22 protein-coding genes are annotated in these 14,911 nt (G+C 51.2%); 6 read left to right on the plus strand and 16 right to left on the minus strand.

Features of this window, described 5'->3' with window-relative positions; translation table 11 throughout:
• Window positions 1-26 precede the first annotated feature (26 nt).
• A complete protein-coding gene (locus HV242_RS21145; RefSeq protein WP_014171882.1) occupies window positions 27-581 on the plus strand; it encodes a gamma carbonic anhydrase family protein in 555 nt (184 codons plus the stop codon).
• On the opposite strand, the gene HV242_RS21150 is transcribed toward HV242_RS21145, so the two are convergent.
• From HV242_RS21150 to dprA, 6 genes are read right to left on the minus strand one after another with little or no spacing between them, the layout of a single operon-like run.
• Window positions 557-805: a DUF1488 family protein gene (locus tag HV242_RS21150; RefSeq protein ID WP_014171883.1), complete on the minus strand. Its 249-nt coding sequence runs from the start codon at window positions 803-805 to the stop codon at window positions 557-559. The genes HV242_RS21145 and HV242_RS21150 overlap by 25 nt on opposite strands.
• The gene (aroE, locus tag HV242_RS21155; protein ID WP_050737677.1) at window positions 802-1,620 is read right to left on the minus strand and encodes a shikimate dehydrogenase; all 819 of its coding nucleotides are present in this window, start codon (window positions 1,618-1,620) and stop codon (window positions 802-804) included. Before aroE ends, HV242_RS21150 begins: the two co-directional genes overlap by 4 nt.
• A gap of 4 nt (window positions 1,621-1,624) precedes the next feature.
• A complete protein-coding gene (gene tsaC, locus HV242_RS21160; RefSeq protein ID WP_044867157.1) occupies window positions 1,625-2,197 on the minus strand; it encodes an L-threonylcarbamoyladenylate synthase type 1 TsaC in 573 nt (190 codons plus the stop codon).
• Complete coding sequence (locus HV242_RS21165; RefSeq protein WP_032680170.1) at window positions 2,187-2,744, minus strand: DNA topoisomerase family protein; 558 nt, start codon at window positions 2,742-2,744, stop codon at window positions 2,187-2,189. Before HV242_RS21165 ends, tsaC begins: the two co-directional genes overlap by 11 nt.
• A 26-nt stretch (window positions 2,745-2,770) precedes the next feature.
• Window positions 2,771-3,244: a DUF494 family protein Smg gene (gene smg / locus HV242_RS21170; RefSeq protein ID WP_014171887.1), complete on the minus strand. Its 474-nt coding sequence runs from the start codon at window positions 3,242-3,244 to the stop codon at window positions 2,771-2,773.
• Complete coding sequence (gene dprA, locus HV242_RS21175; RefSeq protein WP_050737679.1) at window positions 3,216-4,340, minus strand: DNA-protecting protein DprA; 1,125 nt, start codon at window positions 4,338-4,340, stop codon at window positions 3,216-3,218. Before dprA ends, smg begins: the two co-directional genes overlap by 29 nt.
• 128 nt (window positions 4,341-4,468) lie before the next feature.
• Here dprA and def point away from each other — a divergent pair, with 128 nt between their 5' ends.
• The 5 genes from def to mscL all read left to right on the plus strand — a co-directional run bounded on the left by def (window position 4,469) and on the right by mscL (window position 9,249).
• Entirely contained in the window at window positions 4,469-4,978 is a 510-nt protein-coding gene (gene def / locus HV242_RS21180; protein ID WP_008503479.1) for a peptide deformylase, read from the plus strand.
• Window positions 4,979-5,003: 25 nt separating this feature from the next.
• Window positions 5,004-5,951 carry a methionyl-tRNA formyltransferase gene (gene fmt / locus HV242_RS21185; RefSeq protein WP_044867153.1) on the plus strand — a complete coding sequence of 316 codons (948 nt, stop codon included), beginning with the start codon at window positions 5,004-5,006 and terminating at the stop codon, window positions 5,949-5,951.
• Window positions 5,952-6,003: 52 nt separating this feature from the next.
• Window positions 6,004-7,290: a 16S rRNA (cytosine(967)-C(5))-methyltransferase RsmB gene (gene rsmB, locus HV242_RS21190; RefSeq protein ID WP_047742161.1), complete on the plus strand. Its 1,287-nt coding sequence runs from the start codon at window positions 6,004-6,006 to the stop codon at window positions 7,288-7,290.
• 22 nt (window positions 7,291-7,312) lie between these two features.
• Window positions 7,313-8,689, plus strand: a complete 1,377-nt coding sequence (gene trkA / locus HV242_RS21195) for a Trk system potassium transporter TrkA (protein WP_014171891.1) — start codon at window positions 7,313-7,315, stop codon at window positions 8,687-8,689.
• A 146-nt stretch (window positions 8,690-8,835) separates the two neighbouring features.
• Window positions 8,836-9,249 carry a large-conductance mechanosensitive channel protein MscL gene (mscL, locus tag HV242_RS21200; protein WP_014171892.1) on the plus strand — a complete coding sequence of 138 codons (414 nt, stop codon included), beginning with the start codon at window positions 8,836-8,838 and terminating at the stop codon, window positions 9,247-9,249.
• Here mscL and HV242_RS21205 read toward each other — a convergent pair whose 3' ends face one another.
• The 10 genes from HV242_RS21205 to secY form a co-directional block, all read right to left on the minus strand.
• Complete coding sequence (locus HV242_RS21205; RefSeq protein WP_014171893.1) at window positions 9,250-9,465, minus strand: alternative ribosome-rescue factor A; 216 nt, start codon at window positions 9,463-9,465, stop codon at window positions 9,250-9,252.
• A 57-nt stretch (window positions 9,466-9,522) separates the two neighbouring features.
• Entirely contained in the window at window positions 9,523-9,945 is a 423-nt protein-coding gene (gene zntR / locus HV242_RS21210; protein ID WP_014171894.1) for a Zn(2+)-responsive transcriptional regulator, read from the minus strand.
• A 2-nt stretch (window positions 9,946-9,947) separates the two neighbouring features.
• Window positions 9,948-10,316, minus strand: a complete 369-nt coding sequence (locus HV242_RS21215) for a DnaJ family domain-containing protein (RefSeq protein ID WP_014171895.1) — start codon at window positions 10,314-10,316, stop codon at window positions 9,948-9,950.
• Between the two features lie 107 nt (window positions 10,317-10,423).
• Window positions 10,424-10,810, minus strand: coding sequence for a 50S ribosomal protein L17 (gene rplQ, locus HV242_RS21220; protein WP_001216372.1), 387 nt, complete (start codon window positions 10,808-10,810; stop codon window positions 10,424-10,426).
• A 40-nt stretch (window positions 10,811-10,850) separates the two neighbouring features.
• Entirely contained in the window at window positions 10,851-11,840 is a 990-nt protein-coding gene (locus HV242_RS21225) for a DNA-directed RNA polymerase subunit alpha (protein WP_002919219.1), read from the minus strand.
• Between the two features lie 25 nt (window positions 11,841-11,865).
• Window positions 11,866-12,486, minus strand: a complete 621-nt coding sequence (gene rpsD, locus HV242_RS21230) for a 30S ribosomal protein S4 (RefSeq protein ID WP_004868345.1) — start codon at window positions 12,484-12,486, stop codon at window positions 11,866-11,868.
• A 32-nt stretch (window positions 12,487-12,518) separates the two neighbouring features.
• The gene (gene rpsK / locus HV242_RS21235) at window positions 12,519-12,908 is read right to left on the minus strand and encodes a 30S ribosomal protein S11 (RefSeq protein ID WP_003863312.1); all 390 of its coding nucleotides are present in this window, start codon (window positions 12,906-12,908) and stop codon (window positions 12,519-12,521) included.
• A 16-nt stretch (window positions 12,909-12,924) separates the two neighbouring features.
• Window positions 12,925-13,281 (minus strand): 30S ribosomal protein S13, encoded by a 357-nt coding sequence (gene rpsM, locus HV242_RS21240; protein ID WP_003863308.1) that lies wholly within the window; start codon window positions 13,279-13,281, stop codon window positions 12,925-12,927.
• 146 nt (window positions 13,282-13,427) lie between these two features.
• Window positions 13,428-13,544, minus strand: coding sequence for a 50S ribosomal protein L36 (gene rpmJ, locus HV242_RS21245; protein ID WP_000868187.1), 117 nt, complete (start codon window positions 13,542-13,544; stop codon window positions 13,428-13,430).
• A 31-nt stretch (window positions 13,545-13,575) separates the two neighbouring features.
• Window positions 13,576-14,907: a preprotein translocase subunit SecY gene (gene secY, locus HV242_RS21250; protein ID WP_014171896.1), complete on the minus strand. Its 1,332-nt coding sequence runs from the start codon at window positions 14,905-14,907 to the stop codon at window positions 13,576-13,578.
• Between the last annotated feature and the right edge of the window lie 4 nt (window positions 14,908-14,911).

Here is a 14,911-nt window from a genome sequence, read left to right on the forward strand (position 1 = left end):
TATAGTGCTCATCGTTCGAGGTAGATATGTCCGCAGTATTACGTCCTTATAAAGATCTTCTCCCCCAAAAAGGCGATCGCGTGATGATCGATGCCAGCAGCGTGGTCATCGGCGATGTTCGAATGGCCGATGACGTCAGTATCTGGCCGCTCGTCGCCATCCGGGGGGATGTAAACCATGTGGCCATTGGTGCACGCACCAATATTCAGGACGGTAGCGTTCTGCACGTAACCCACAAATCCTCCTATAACCCCCAGGGCAATCCACTCATCATTGGAGAAGATGTCACCGTCGGCCATAAAGTTATGCTTCACGGCTGCACTATTGGTAATCGGGTTCTTGTTGGCATGGGGTCGATTTTGCTGGATGGCGTCATTGTAGAAGATGACGTGATGATTGGCGCAGGCAGCCTTGTTCCCCAGAACAAAAGACTGGAGAGCGGCTATCTCTATTTGGGAAGCCCGGTAAAACAGATCCGCCCCCTGAAGGAGGCAGAGATCGAAGGATTAAAATACTCGGCGAATAACTACGTTAAATGGAAGAATGACTATCTGAGTCAGGATACCCAGACCCAGCCCTGATCGTCTTCCTGCTGATCGCGGATTAAATCGCTGGCTTCCTCTTCAAGATCCCAGCGATTTTCACAAAACACCTCTAACGGGTCTGAACCACCAAAGCGACGCAACAGCGTTTCCCCACGAATGGCACAGGTAAGTTGCATTCCATGCACCAGCACCGGGAAACAGACCGCCTGTTTACTCTCGTCCCAGCTTTCCCTGTCCGGAAAATGAATTGCCTGATTCACGCCGTGAGCTCCCTTTTCAGCTTTTCAATGACCGGTTCGACCGAAGGCAATACACCGTGCCAGAGCAACACCGCGTGTGCCGCCTGTCCCACCAGCATTCCCAGCCCATCGGCTACGTGTTTTCCGCCATGCTGTTCACACCAGTTCAAAAAAGGTGTCTTCCCTTTCTGATAGAACATGTCGTAGAAGTAAATATGGGCACTTACCAGCGAAGCAGGGATCGCCGGCACGTCACCACCGATACCGCTGGAGGTGGCGTTGATGATCAGATCAAACTCACGATCGGCAAGTTCATCCAGGGCGACCGCGCTCACGCTGCCGGTATGTGCGAACAACGCAGCCAGCGCTTCTGCCCGCGAGAAGGTCCTGTTTGTAATGGTCACCGCGCAATCCAGTGACAGCAGAGGCAGCAATACTCCCCGCGACGCTCCGCCCGCACCAATTAGCAGAACCCTGAAACCAGGCTTAATAAATGAGAGCCTTTCCAGATCGCTCAGTAACCCAATTCCGTCAGTGTTGTCTCCCAGCAGGCGTCCATCTTCAAGCCGTTTTAAGGTATTCACTGCACCCGCAAGGGAAGCACGCTCGGTGAGTTCATCCGCACGTTCGAAGGCTTCCTCTTTAAACGGTACCGTTACATTCGCACCTTTGCCGCCCGCGTTGAAGAAACCCTCCAGCGCAGGAATAAATGCATCAACAGGAGCCAGCACGCGGCCATAGGGATGATTTATTTGCAGTTGCTCGGCAAACAGTTGATGGATTAACGGTGACTTGCTGTGCGCTATCGGATTACCAAAAACAGCATAGGTTTCCATTGGATTACCCCTGGCGAAAACGTTCGCCGGTCAAGGCGTCGCGGATTTCAGACGGATTGAGGCGCCCTCCCGTCTCACCGACGGCAACCGGGAAATCATTCCCAAACTGCGCCCTTACTTCGTCGGTTGTGCGGCAAGGTGGCTGCCCGGTCAGATTCGCGCTGGTTGAGACCAGTGGTTTTCCAAAGGAAAGGCAAAGTTCGACCACCAGCGGATGGTCCGTCACGCGCACGGCGAGGGAATCAAAGCGCCCGGTCAACCAGCGCGGCGTTGTCGGCTTCGCCGGGAAAACAAAGGTCACGGGGCCGGGCCATGCTGAGAAAATAGTCTCCCGCTGCTCCGGCGTTAGCATGGAATCATCGATATAAGGCTTAAGCTGCTCATAGTTAGCAGCGATTAAAATAAGCCCTTTTTCGACTGGCCTCTGTTTAAGTGTGAGCAGTCGGCCAACGGCCGTTTCGCTGTCAGGATCGCAACCGACCCCAAAAACAGCTTCAGTTGGATAGGCGATGACTTCTTCATTTTTCAGGACATCCACCGCATGAGCAATGGAGCCTGATGGCAGGTTATTCTTCACTGTTTTGATCCGCCGGAACCGGCTTTCCACATTGTTTACTGGCGCAGAAGCGTTTCAAACCTTGCGCCGTTTTTTTCTCTATAAGTAGCGGATAATTGCAATGAGAGCAGACACCCGCTACCGGTTTGAAATTGATAACAAACTGACATTCAGGATAGCGATCGCAGGAATGAAAGGTCTTACCAAAACGAGAACGGCGCTGCACCAGTTGTCCACGCTGGCATTGAGGACAGGCAATAGCCGTTTCATCGGGTTTATCAATTTGTTCTGTATGTTCACATTCAGGATAGTGGCTACAGCCAATAAACATGCCGAAACGCCCCTGACGTAGCGCTAACTCGCTGCCGCAAAGAGGGCAAAGCTGTCCCTCCAGAATTTTAACGATATGTCCATCCGCCTGGCTTTTCAGGGGACGGACATAATCACATTCCGGATAGTGGGAACAACCGAGAAACGGGCCGTGTTTCCCGGACCGAATAACAAGTTCAGCCCCGCACTGCGGGCAGGGCTCATTTTTATGCACCGTGAATAGTGCTGATTTGGCCATAACAACTCTTGGTGCTACACATTGAATTAATGCAGCATACCTTCATTCACTTCAAAGAGTAATTCTTCCATTTGCTGATAGGCATTTTCACAGCCTGGAATATTAAACAGAACCATCAGGATGACCCACTTGAGGTCTTCCAGTTCGAAGTCTGCCGTATCCAGCGCCATAACGCGCTCTATCACCATCTCTCTCGTTTCGAGGTTTAGCACCTGAATCTGCTCAAGGAATAAAATGAATCCCCGGCAGCTCGCGTCCAGCCTTTCACACTCTTCAGCTGTGTAGATGCGCACAGACAATGGGTCAGAAGCTAACTGCATCGGTTCGGCGAGGCCTTCCTGATAATCAGCCAGTTTTTCCAGCCACATCAACGCATTATAGATATCTTCCCGCTCAAACCCCGCATCGGTAAGATCCTGTGTCAATTTGTCCTGATCCACTCGCATTTCTGCTTCGTTATGGATGTAAGTCTCAAACAAATACATCAGTACGTCGAACATGGCTTGCCCTCCTTAATCGGACATAGCCGCCGGGTACAGCTGCGATCCATCCTGCTAACTCCAGTTCGAGTAGCTGTGCTACCGTAACTGGCACAGGTTGGCCGGCACGTTCAGCGACAACGTCAACAGGTGTTACCTCATCTCCTACGTTAGCCAGGAGCTTGGGAAATGGCAATGCCACCTTTCCCTGATCTGATGAATAATGTCGCTTTTCGGGATCTTCCTGCAGCCATTGCAATCCATATTGCAAATTTTCAAGAATGTCCCTGACTTCCGTTACCGGTGTTGCACCCTGCTTTATCAGCCAGTGCGGCCCTTCGCATCCCGGGTTACCAATTGGGCCGGGTAAGGCAAACACGTCTCGCCCCTGCTCAAGCGCGCACCGTGCGGTCACAAGCGAACCGCTGCGTACCGCTGCTTCAACCACGAACACCCCCTGACTTAGCCCGCTGATAATTCGATTACGCCGGGGAAAGTGTCCCGGCCGGGGCTGCGCTGATAGCGGAAACTCAGACACTATCGCGCCACCAGAATCGATAAGCCGCGCAGCCAGCGCCTGATGCCGACGAGGATAAATACTAAAGAGACCGTTACCCAGCACCGCAACGCTACGCCCTTTTGCCGATAGCGCAGCGTTGTGGGCGACACCGTCAATACCGCAGGCCAGCCCGCTGGTGATCGTTAAACCACTTTGAGAAAGCTGTTCACAGAGAATTTTTCCCCATCGCTCGCCGTACCATGACGGCGCACGGCTGCCAACAACCGCCAGTTGAACTGCATTCAGTACATTAGGGTTGCCTTTAACAAAGACTGCGCCTGGATAATCCGGGATCGTCCGGAGTAAGGGGGGATAAAGGGGGTGATCCGCCGTGATCAGATAGTTACCCGGCTGCTCAAGCCATAGCAGGCTACTTTCCAGCTCACTTTCTCTGAGCGCAAAGAACCGTGCAGCCTGTTTGACAGACAGACCGGCGTCTCTGACAACAGGACCATCAATGGTTGTCTGGTTGTGCAATCGTGCTGCCGCTTCCAGCATCACATCGCCATAAAGAGAACCGATGTGTATTAACCGTAGCCATAACTCAGTCGACGTCATCCTTTCCCCTGCCATAAGCGGCCTCCGCAATCATTGCGATTGGTCACTGATGCTGTCAATCGATGGGGGTTTTGTCTAGAATAGGAGATAATATTCTTATCAACTCCTGAACACGACTCTGGAAATTTATGGCAGTTTTGCAAGTGTTACATATTCCGGACGAGCGCCTTCGCATCGTCGCTGAACCGGTAAAAGAAGTGAATGCAGAAATTCAGCGTATCGTTGATGATATGTTCGATACCATGTACGCCGAAGAAGGTATTGGTCTTGCGGCCACTCAGGTCGACATTCACAAGCGTATTATCGTGATCGACGTATCTGAAAATCGCGATGGCCGCCTAGTGTTAATCAATCCTGAGCTGCTCGAGAAGAGTGGCGAAACAGGTATTGAGGAAGGTTGTCTGTCTATTCCGGAACAGCGTGCTTTAGTGCCGCGTGCCGAAAAAGTGAAAATTCGCGCCCTGGATCGTGACGGCAATCCGTTCGAACTGGAAGCTGACGACCTGCTGGCGATCTGTATTCAGCATGAGATGGATCATCTGGTCGGTAAACTGTTTATCGATTATCTCTCGCCGCTGAAGCAGCAACGCATTCGTCAGAAAGTAGAGAAACTGGATCGTTTGCGTTCTCGCGCATAACGTCCCACCGGATACAAGGATCATCGTGTCTAAATCACTAGGTATTATCTTCGCGGGAACCCCTGATTTTGCAGCGCGTCATCTTGACGCGCTGTTATCTTCTGGCCACCAGGTTGTTGGCGTGTTTACCCAACCGGATCGCCCGGCTGGCCGTGGTAAAAAACTGATGCCAGGTCCTGTTAAGGTGCTGGCAGAAGAGCATGGGTTACCTGTTTTCCAGCCAGCATCCTTGCGCCCTCAGGAAAACCAGCAGCTTGTCGCTGACCTGAATGCCGATGTAATGGTGGTGGTGGCTTACGGTTTAATTCTGCCAAAAGCTGTGCTTGATATGCCTCGCCTGGGTTGCATTAACGTGCATGGTTCTCTGCTTCCACGCTGGCGTGGGGCAGCACCTATTCAGCGCTCTTTATGGGCGGGTGATGCTGAAACGGGCGTCACAATCATGAAGATGGATGTAGGTTTAGACACCGGTGACATGCTTTATAAACTGGCCTGCCCCATTACGGCCGCGGATACCAGTGCCACCTTGTATGACAAGCTGGCAGAGCTTGGCCCGCAAGGGCTGATTGAAACCCTCCAGCAGATTGCGAATAATACGGCGAAACCTGAAGTTCAGGATGAAGCGCTGGTCACTTACGCTGAAAAACTGAGTAAAGAAGAAGCCCGGATTGACTGGTCTCTGTCAGCGGCTCAACTTGAACGCTGCATTCGCGCCTTTAATCCATGGCCGATGAGCTGGATGGTTATCGACGAGCAGCCGGTGAAAGTCTGGAAAGCCTCCCTTATTGACGGTCACACAACGGCTGAGCCCGGTACGATTATCGACGCCAGCAAGAACGGTATTCAGGTAGCTACCGCACAAGGGATCCTGAATCTGGAATCGCTACAACCTGCGGGTAAGAAGGCGATGAGCGCACAGGATTTGTTAAATTCTCGTCGCGAATGGTTTATCCCGGGCAATCGCCTTGCCTGACCTCATTTAATTTTAGCGCCCGGTGTTTCCGGGCATTTTTATTTTTACGGTTATGAAAAAACAAAATTTACGCAGTATGGCGGCTCAGGCCGTTGAGCAGGTTGTCGAGCAGGGCCAGTCATTGAGCAATATCCTGCCAGCTTTGCAGCAAAAAGTGTCCGACAAAGACAAAGCCCTGCTTCAGGAGCTCTGTTTTGGCGTCCTGCGCACGCTTTCTCAGCTCGAGTGGCTGGTTAATAAGCTGATGTCACGTCCAATGACCGGCAAGCAGCGCACCGTGCATTATTTGATTATGGTTGGCTTCTATCAGCTTCTTCACACGCGTATCCCGCCTCATGCCGCACTGGCTGAGACAGTGGAAGGTGCCGTTGTGATTAAACGTCCTATGCTGAAAGGGTTGATTAATGGCGTTTTGCGCCAGTTCCAGCGACAGCAGGAAGAGCTTCTGGCTGAGTTCGGGCAAAGTGAAGCACGTTATCTGCATCCTGACTGGCTCCTGAATCGCCTTAAAAAAGCCTGGCCAGAGCAGTGGCAGGCAATTGCCGACGCGAATAATCAGCGTCCGCCGATGTGGTTACGCGTCAACCGTAATCACCATACGCGCGACGCCTGGCTGGCTTTACTGGAAGAGGCTGGAATGAGCGGCTTCACACATGAAGCATATCCTGACGCTGTGCGTTTAGCCTCTCCTGCTCCGGTACATGCTTTACCTGGTTTTGATGAAGGCTGGGTGACCGTACAAGATGCTTCCGCGCAGGGCTGCATGGCCTGGCTGGAACCTAAAAACGGCGAGCACATCCTCGATCTCTGCGCCGCGCCAGGCGGTAAGACGACGCATATTCTGGAAGTGGCTCCTCAGGCAAACGTCATGGCCGTGGATGTCGATGAGCAGCGTCTTTCACGCGTCTATGACAACCTTAAGCGCCTGGGAATGAAAGCGCAGGTTAAGCAAGGCGATGGCCGCAAACCCGCAGAATGGTGTGGTGAAACGCAATTCGATCGCATCTTGCTGGATGCTCCCTGCTCGGCAACCGGCGTTATTCGTCGCCACCCGGATATCAAGTGGTTGCGTCGCGATCGCGATATCAAGGAACTGACCCAACTGCAATCCGACATTCTTGATGCCATTTGGCCACACCTGAAGCCAGGAGGCACGCTGGTCTATGCGACCTGTTCGGTCCTTCCGGAAGAAAACAGTCAGCAGATTGCAGCCTTCCTTAAACGTACCCCGGATGCAGTGCTACACGACACGGGCACGCCTGAATGCCCAGGCCTGCAGAATCTGCCGGCCGCTGAAGAAGGTGATGGCTTCTTTTACGCTAAGCTAATCAAAGAGTGATGTTGAGAACAGGTCACGAGATATGAAGATAATCATTCTGGGTGCCGGACAGGTTGGTGGGACGCTGGCTGAAAACCTTGTTGGCGAAAATAATGACATCACGATTGTCGATACCAATGGCGATCGGCTGCGTGTTTTACAGGACAAATTTGACCTTCGCGTCGTGCAAGGTCATGGCTCGCACCCGCGTGTCCTGCGTGAAGCGGGCGCCGACGATGCTGACATGCTGGTTGCGGTGACCAGTTCTGACGAAACCAACATGGTGGCATGTCAGGTGGCCTATTCGCTGTTCAACACGCCGAACCGGATCGCGCGCATCCGCTCCCCGGACTATGTCCGGGATGCAGAGAAGCTGTTTAATTCCGAAGCGGTCCCTATCGACCATCTTATCGCTCCAGAACAGCTGGTTATCGACAATATCTACCGCCTGATCGAATATCCTGGTGCGCTGCAGGTGGTGAACTTCGCCGAAGGTAAAGTGAGCCTGGCGGTCGTTAAGGCCTATTACGGCGGTCCATTGATCGGTAATGCGCTCTCCACCATGCGTGAGCATATGCCGCATATTGATACCCGCGTTGCAGCCATTTTCCGCCACGACAGGCCAATTCGCCCACAGGGTTCAACCATAGTCGAGGCAGGTGATGAAGTCTTCTTCATCGCGGCATCGCAGCATATTCGCGCGGTAATGAGCGAACTGCAGCGTCTCGAAAAACCGTATAAACGCATTATGCTCGTTGGCGGTGGTAATATCGGCGCGGGTCTGGCGCACAGGCTGGAAAAAGACTACAGCGTGAAGCTGATCGAGCGCGATCAACAGCGCGCGGCTGAGCTGGCTGAAAAGCTGCAAAACACCATCGTGTTTTATGGCGATGCCTCTGATCAAGAGCTGCTGGCAGAAGAGCATATTGATCAAGTTGATCTGTTTATTGCCGTCACTAACGACGACGAGGCGAACATTATGTCCGCCATGCTCGCCAAACGTATGGGGGCAAAAAAGGTCATGGTGCTTATTCAACGCCGCGCCTACGTTGACCTCGTGCAGGGAAGCGTTATTGATATCGCGATATCACCACAGCAAGCAACCATTTCTGCCCTGCTGAGCCATGTTCGTAAGGCGGATATTGTTGGCGTATCCTCCCTTCGCCGCGGTGTGGCTGAAGCCATTGAGGCCGTTGCTCATGGTGATGAAACCACATCACGCGTTGTGGGCCGCGCTATCGATGAAATTAAACTGCCACCGGGAACAATTATTGGTGCCGTGGTGCGTGGAAACGACGTGATGATTGCGAATGATAATTTACGTATCGAGCAAGGCGACCACGTCATTATGTTCCTTACCGATAAAAAGTTTATTACCGACGTTGAACGTTTATTCCAGCCAAGTCCATTCTTCCTGTAATCAATCAGGTGCTTATAAAAGAGCACCTGATTATTAACCCTCTTATTCCCATGCCTTTTATTTTTCATAACGATTAATTATCCCCAATGGAAATTAACTAATCATTTGTTAAACTTATAATCGTCAGTTGGCTCAAGGAGAAGAAAATGAGTTTAGTTAAAGAATTTCGCGAATTTGCGATGCGCGGGAATGTGGTGGATCTGGCAGTGGGTGTCATTATCGGTGCAGCGTTCGGTAAGATCGTTTCATCACTGGTAGCCGACATTATTATGCCTCCCCTCGGGCTGTTAATCGGGGGCATTGATTTTAAACAGTTTGCCGTGACGCTTCGTGATGCACAGGGTGATGTCCCTGCCGTTGTTATGCATTATGGCGTTTTCATTCAGAACATATTTGATTTCGTGATCGTGGCGTTCGCCATTTTTATGGCTATCAAGCTTATCAATAAGCTTAACCGTAAAAAGGCTGAAGAACCGGCTGCGCCGCCTGCGCCAACAAAAGAAGAAGTGTTATTGACTGAAATTCGCGATCTGTTGAAAGAGCAAAATAACCGCTCTTAATCAGACGTTGAAAAAAGGAAGGCCAGTGGTAAAAAAGCGATTCGCTTGCTTGCCACTGGCCTCCCAGTTACCCCGTTTTGCATGTTTCCCTTTTCGTAAATAACTCCCTTTTCCTTTTTTATTCTTCTCAATACGCTGCCTGAAAAGCGGGTCGTGGAGCAGTGCCTCAATGGCATTGTCCTGAATTTGCCCTTTCGTATGCTGATAGCGGCTCATAATTTCTCCTGAGCATGGTGTATGTCGACGGGAGTCTAGTCCCGGATGAAGTAAAAATCAACAGCCCTGGGTTCCACTGGCCCCCTGTTCAAGGGCTTCAAGAATTGAACAATAAATACTGCTATGAGCTGTACCGCAGCAGGCGTCATTCAACCGTTGCAGAGAACGCTGCATGGTCTGCAGTTCCTGTATACGCGCTTCAACTTCATCAAGCCTTGCCTGTACGATGCTCTTCGATTCCTGGCAAGTATGATGTTCAGGATCGATGCGGATCGAAAGTAACTCGCGGATCGAGTCCAGCGTGAAACCAAGCTGGCGAGCGTAGCGGATAAACCGTAAGCGCTGCAGGTCATGATCGGTATAGAGTCGAAATCCACCTTCAGTACGAACCTCGTGATCAATCATCTGCTGCTTTTCGTAATAGCGGATAGTGTCCGGCGTTACGTTAGCAAGCCTGGCAAGTTCACCGATACGATACATGGTTATTCCTCATTTATTTTCTGCATTAGCCTGTCACTGTACTCACCGTGCAAAAAGTCTGTGCTCATTCCGGCCTGACGCATTTTGAGTTCGATGAGAGCCAGTCGACGGCTAATTTCACGGTGGCTGGGATCATCCTTGCGAATCCCTTTCAGCAGGTCAGCCAGTTGCATGGCCTCTTTACGCTGCTCCAGTTCCGGTGGTAAACAACCGGCATTTTTGAGTAAGCGATATCCGGCCCGTAATTCAGGGGCAACATGCGAATCATCATCAAGCACTAACGGCTCGCCGCGTCCCGCAAGGTTATCAAATTCGCCTTTTCGCTGAGCATCGCTGATATGGCGTTCTGCCCACTGGTCGAGCAACCACATGAATAACTCCAGAAGATGAACAGAAAAGATACAGATATTGTAGAGAAGTGGGGATTCAGCGGATATAAAAAAACCCGCCGAGGCGGGTTTTTTTACGTTACTACAGATTACTCTGCAGCAGCTTCTGCTTTAGATTCTGAACGATCAACCAGCTCGATGTAAGCCATCGGAGCGTTGTCGCCTGCACGGAAGCCACACTTCAGAATACGAGTGTAACCACCGGCACGGCTCGCGAAACGCGGACCCAGTTCGTTAAACAGTTTTGCCACGATCTCGTTATCACGAGTACGGGCGAATGCCAGACGACGATTTGCAACGCTGTCAGTCTTGGCAAGAGTAATCAGCGGCTCAACTACGCGACGCAGCTCTTTCGCTTTAGGCAGGGTCGTCTTGATGATTTCATGACGAACCAGTGAACCTGCCATGTTGCGGAACATAGCCTGGCGATGGCTGCTGTTGCGGTTCAGTTGACGACCACTCTTACGATGGCGCATGACCTTATCCTTCTCAGTAAAACCTTAACCTGTGATCCGGTTACTCGTCAGCAATGCTTGCTGGTGGCCAGTTTTCCAGGCGCATGCCCAGAGACAGACCACGTGAAGCCAGCACGTCTTTAATCTCGGTAAGAGATTTTTTACCCAGGTTCGGCGTTTTCAGCAACTCAACCTCGGTACGCTGTACCAGATCACCGATATAGTGGATAGCTTCTGCCTTGAGGCAGTTAGCAGAGCGGACAGTCAATTCGAGATCGTCAACAGGGCGCAGCAGGATCGGATCGAATTCTGGTTTCTCTTCTTTCACTTCCGGCTGACGAACATCACGTAAGTCAACGAAAGCTTCCAGTTGTTCTGCCAGGATGGTTGCCGCACGACGAATCGCCTCTTCAGGATCGATTGTGCCGTTGGTTTCCATTTCGATGACCAGCTTGTCCAGGTCGGTACGCTGTTCTACACGCGCTGCTTCAACATTGTAGGCAATACGCTCTACAGGGCTGTAGCATGCGTCGACCAGCAGACGGCCGATTGGGCGCTCATCTTCTTCCGAATGAATTCGGGCAGAAGCCGGCACATAACCACGACCGCGCTGAACTTTGATACGCATGCTAATCGCTGCGTTCTCATCGGTCAGGTGGCAGATCACGTGCTGCGGCTTGACGATTTCAACATCACCGTCGTGGGTGATGTCGGCTGCAGTCACAGGGCCAATGCCAGATTTATTCAGAGTAAGAATAACTTCATCTTTACCCTGAACTCTCACCGCCAGCCCTTTCAGGTTGAGCAGGATTTCAAGGATATCTTCCTGAACGCCTTCTTTGGTGCTGTACTCATGAAGTACACCATCAATCTCAACCTCGGTCACCGCGCAACCCGGCATCGATGAGAGCAGAATACGGCGCAGTGCGTTACCCAGAGTATGGCCAAAGCCACGCTCTAAAGGCTCAAGGGTCACCTTGGCGTGCGTCGAACTCACTTGCTCGATATCTACCAGGCGCGGTTTTAGAAACTCTGTCACAGAACCCTGCATTGTGTCCTCTCTTTGGTACTAAGCTTTACTTGGAGTAAAGCTCGACGATCAGGTGTTCGTTAATGTCCGCAGACAGATCAGAACGTTCTGGCTGACGCTTGAACGTACCTTCCATCTTGCCAGCATCAACTTCCAGCCAGGTTGGCTTTTCACGCTGCTCAGCCAGCTCCAGAGCGGCTTTCACGCGAGATTGCTTTTTCGCTTTCTCACGAATGCTAACAACGTCATTCGCTTTAACCTGATAAGAAGCGATGTTAACAACACGACCGTTTACCATGATTGCTTTATGGCTAACCAACTGGCGTGATTCAGCACGAGTCGCGCCGAAGCCCATACGGTAAACAACGTTGTCCAGACGACCTTCCAGCAGAGCCAGCAGGTTTTCACCTGTGTTGCCTTTCAGACGTGCTGCTTCTTTATAGTAGTTACGGAACTGACGCTCCAGCACACCGTACATACGGCGAACTTTTTGCTTTTCACGCAACTGCACACCATAGTCAGACAGACGCGGTTTACGCGCACCGTGCTGGCCAGGAGCTTGTTCAATTTTACACTTGGTATCGATCGCGCGAACGCCAGACTTAAGGAATAAGTCGGTGCCCTCACGACGGCTCAGCTTGAGCTTAGGACCCAAATATCTTGCCATTTTCTATCTCCAACTAACCTAAAAAACGAGCGTTATACGCGACGTTTTTTCGGCGGACGACAACCGTTATGAGGGATCGGAGTCACATCAGTAATATTCGTGATGCGGAAACCAGCGGCGTTCAGAGCGCGAACAGTAGATTCACGACCCGGACCCGGACCTTTAACCATAACTTCCAGATTCTTGATGCCGTATTCTTTTACGGCTTCTGCGCAACGCTCTGCTGCAACCTGAGCTGCAAACGGAGTGGATTTGCGAGAACCACGGAAACCGGAACCACCGGCTGTTGCCCAACCCAAAGCGTTACCCTGACGATCAGTAATAGTAACGATGGTGTTGTTGAAAGAAGCATGGATATGAGCCACGCCGTCAGAGACTTGTTTTCTTACACGTTTACGTGCACGAACTGGTGCCTTTGCCATTATTCAATCACCCCGATTATTTCTTGATCGGTTTGCGCGGACCCTTACGGGTACGTGCGTTGGTCTTAGTACGCTGACCGCGCACTGGCAGACCACGACGATGACGCAAACCGCGATAGCAACCAAGATCCATCAGGCGCTTGATGCTCATGCTGATTTCACGGCGCAGATCACCTTCAACGACAAATTTGGCAACTTCGTCACGCAGCGTGTCGATTTGTTCTTCAGACAGCTCACTGATCTTAACATCTTCAGCGATACCCGCTGCAGCCAGAATGGCTTTGGAACGGGTCTTGCCGACGCCATAGATCGAAGTTAATGCGATCACAGCATGTTTTTGATCAGGAATGTTAATGCCTGCTATACGGGCCACTATGCACTCCTACTATTTAATATGTACGCACCATGCTGAAAAGCCCGTTTTCAGGATACTCAAATGGAAACGTACAGACATACAAAAGATTGGCTGGCTAATCTAGCCAGCTCAACCCAACTTTGCAAGAAAAATATGCGAAATAATCAGCCTTGGCGCTGTTTATGCTTCGGCTCGGCACTGCAAATCACACGGATGACACCATCACGCTTAACGATTTTGCAGTTACGGCATAATTTCTTGACGGAAGCACGAACTTTCATTTTTACTCTCCGTAACTTCTCAGGCGACCATTTAGCGGCCGTAGCCTTTCAGGTTCGCCTTCTTCAATGCAGACTCATACTGACTGGACATCATCAGAGTTTGCACTTGAGCCATAAAGTCCATAATCACGACAACAACGATAAGCAGTGAGGTCCCACCGAAGTAGAACGGTACCTTCATTGCATCACGCATGAACTCCGGGATCAGGCAGATAAAAGTAATATAAAGCGCACCAACCAAAGTCAGGCGAGTCATTACTTTATCGATATACTTCGCCGTTTGCTCTCCCGGACGAATTCCTGGTACAAATGCACCGGACTTCTTCAGGTTATCTGCTGTTTCACGCGGGTTGAAAACCAACGCCGTGTAGAAGAAACAGAAGAAGATGATCGCAGACGCATAGAGTAACACATAAAGTGGTTGCCCAGGCTGCAAATACAGCGAAATTGTTGTCAGCCAGTTCCAACCAGTACCGCCCCCGAACCATGACGCGATGGTTGCCGGGAACAGAATAATACTGGAAGCGAAGATAGCCGGGATAACCCCCGCCATGTTCACTTTCAGCGGTAAATGTGTGCTCTGTGCAGCATAGACACGACGACCTTGTTGACGCTTAGCGTAGTTCACCACAATGCGGCGTTGACCACGTTCAACGAAGACAACAAAGAACGTCACTGCAAATACTAATACTGCAACCAACAGCAACAGGAGGAAGTGCAGGTCGCCTTGACGCGCTTGCTCGATAGTGTGGGCAATGGCTGGCGGGAGACCCGCAACGATACCAGCGAAGATAATGATTGAGATACCGTTACCGATACCACGCTCAGTAATCTGTTCGCCGAGCCACATCAGGAACATTGTTCCTGTGACCAGACTTACAACAGCGGTGAAATAGAATGCAAAGCCTGGGTTTAATACCAGGCCCTGCATACCAGGCATATTCGGCAGACCGGTAGCAATACCGATCGACTGGAATATTGCCAGCACCAGAGTGCCGTAACGGGTGTACTGGCTTATCTTACGACGTCCAGACTCCCCTTCTTTCTTCAGTTCTGCCAGGGCCGGATGAACGACCGTCAGCAGCTGGATAATAATCGATGCCGAAATATACGGCATGATACCCAGAGCGAAGATAGAAGCACGGCTGAGAGCACCACCAGAGAACATGTTAAACATTTCAATGATGGTGCCTCGCTGTTGCTCAAGCAGTTTGGCAAGTACAGCGGCATCGATACCAGGGATCGGAATAAAAGAGCCAACACGGAACACAATCAGCGCGCCGATAACAAACAGCAGTCTGCGTTTCAGCTCGCCAAATCCACCTTTGGCACTTTGAAAATCTAATCCCGGTTGCTTAGCCATCTGC

Origin of the sequence: Enterobacter sp. RHBSTW-00593 (assembly GCF_013784105.1) — a bacterium.
Lineage (GTDB): Bacteria > Pseudomonadota > Gammaproteobacteria > Enterobacterales > Enterobacteriaceae > Enterobacter > Enterobacter ludwigii.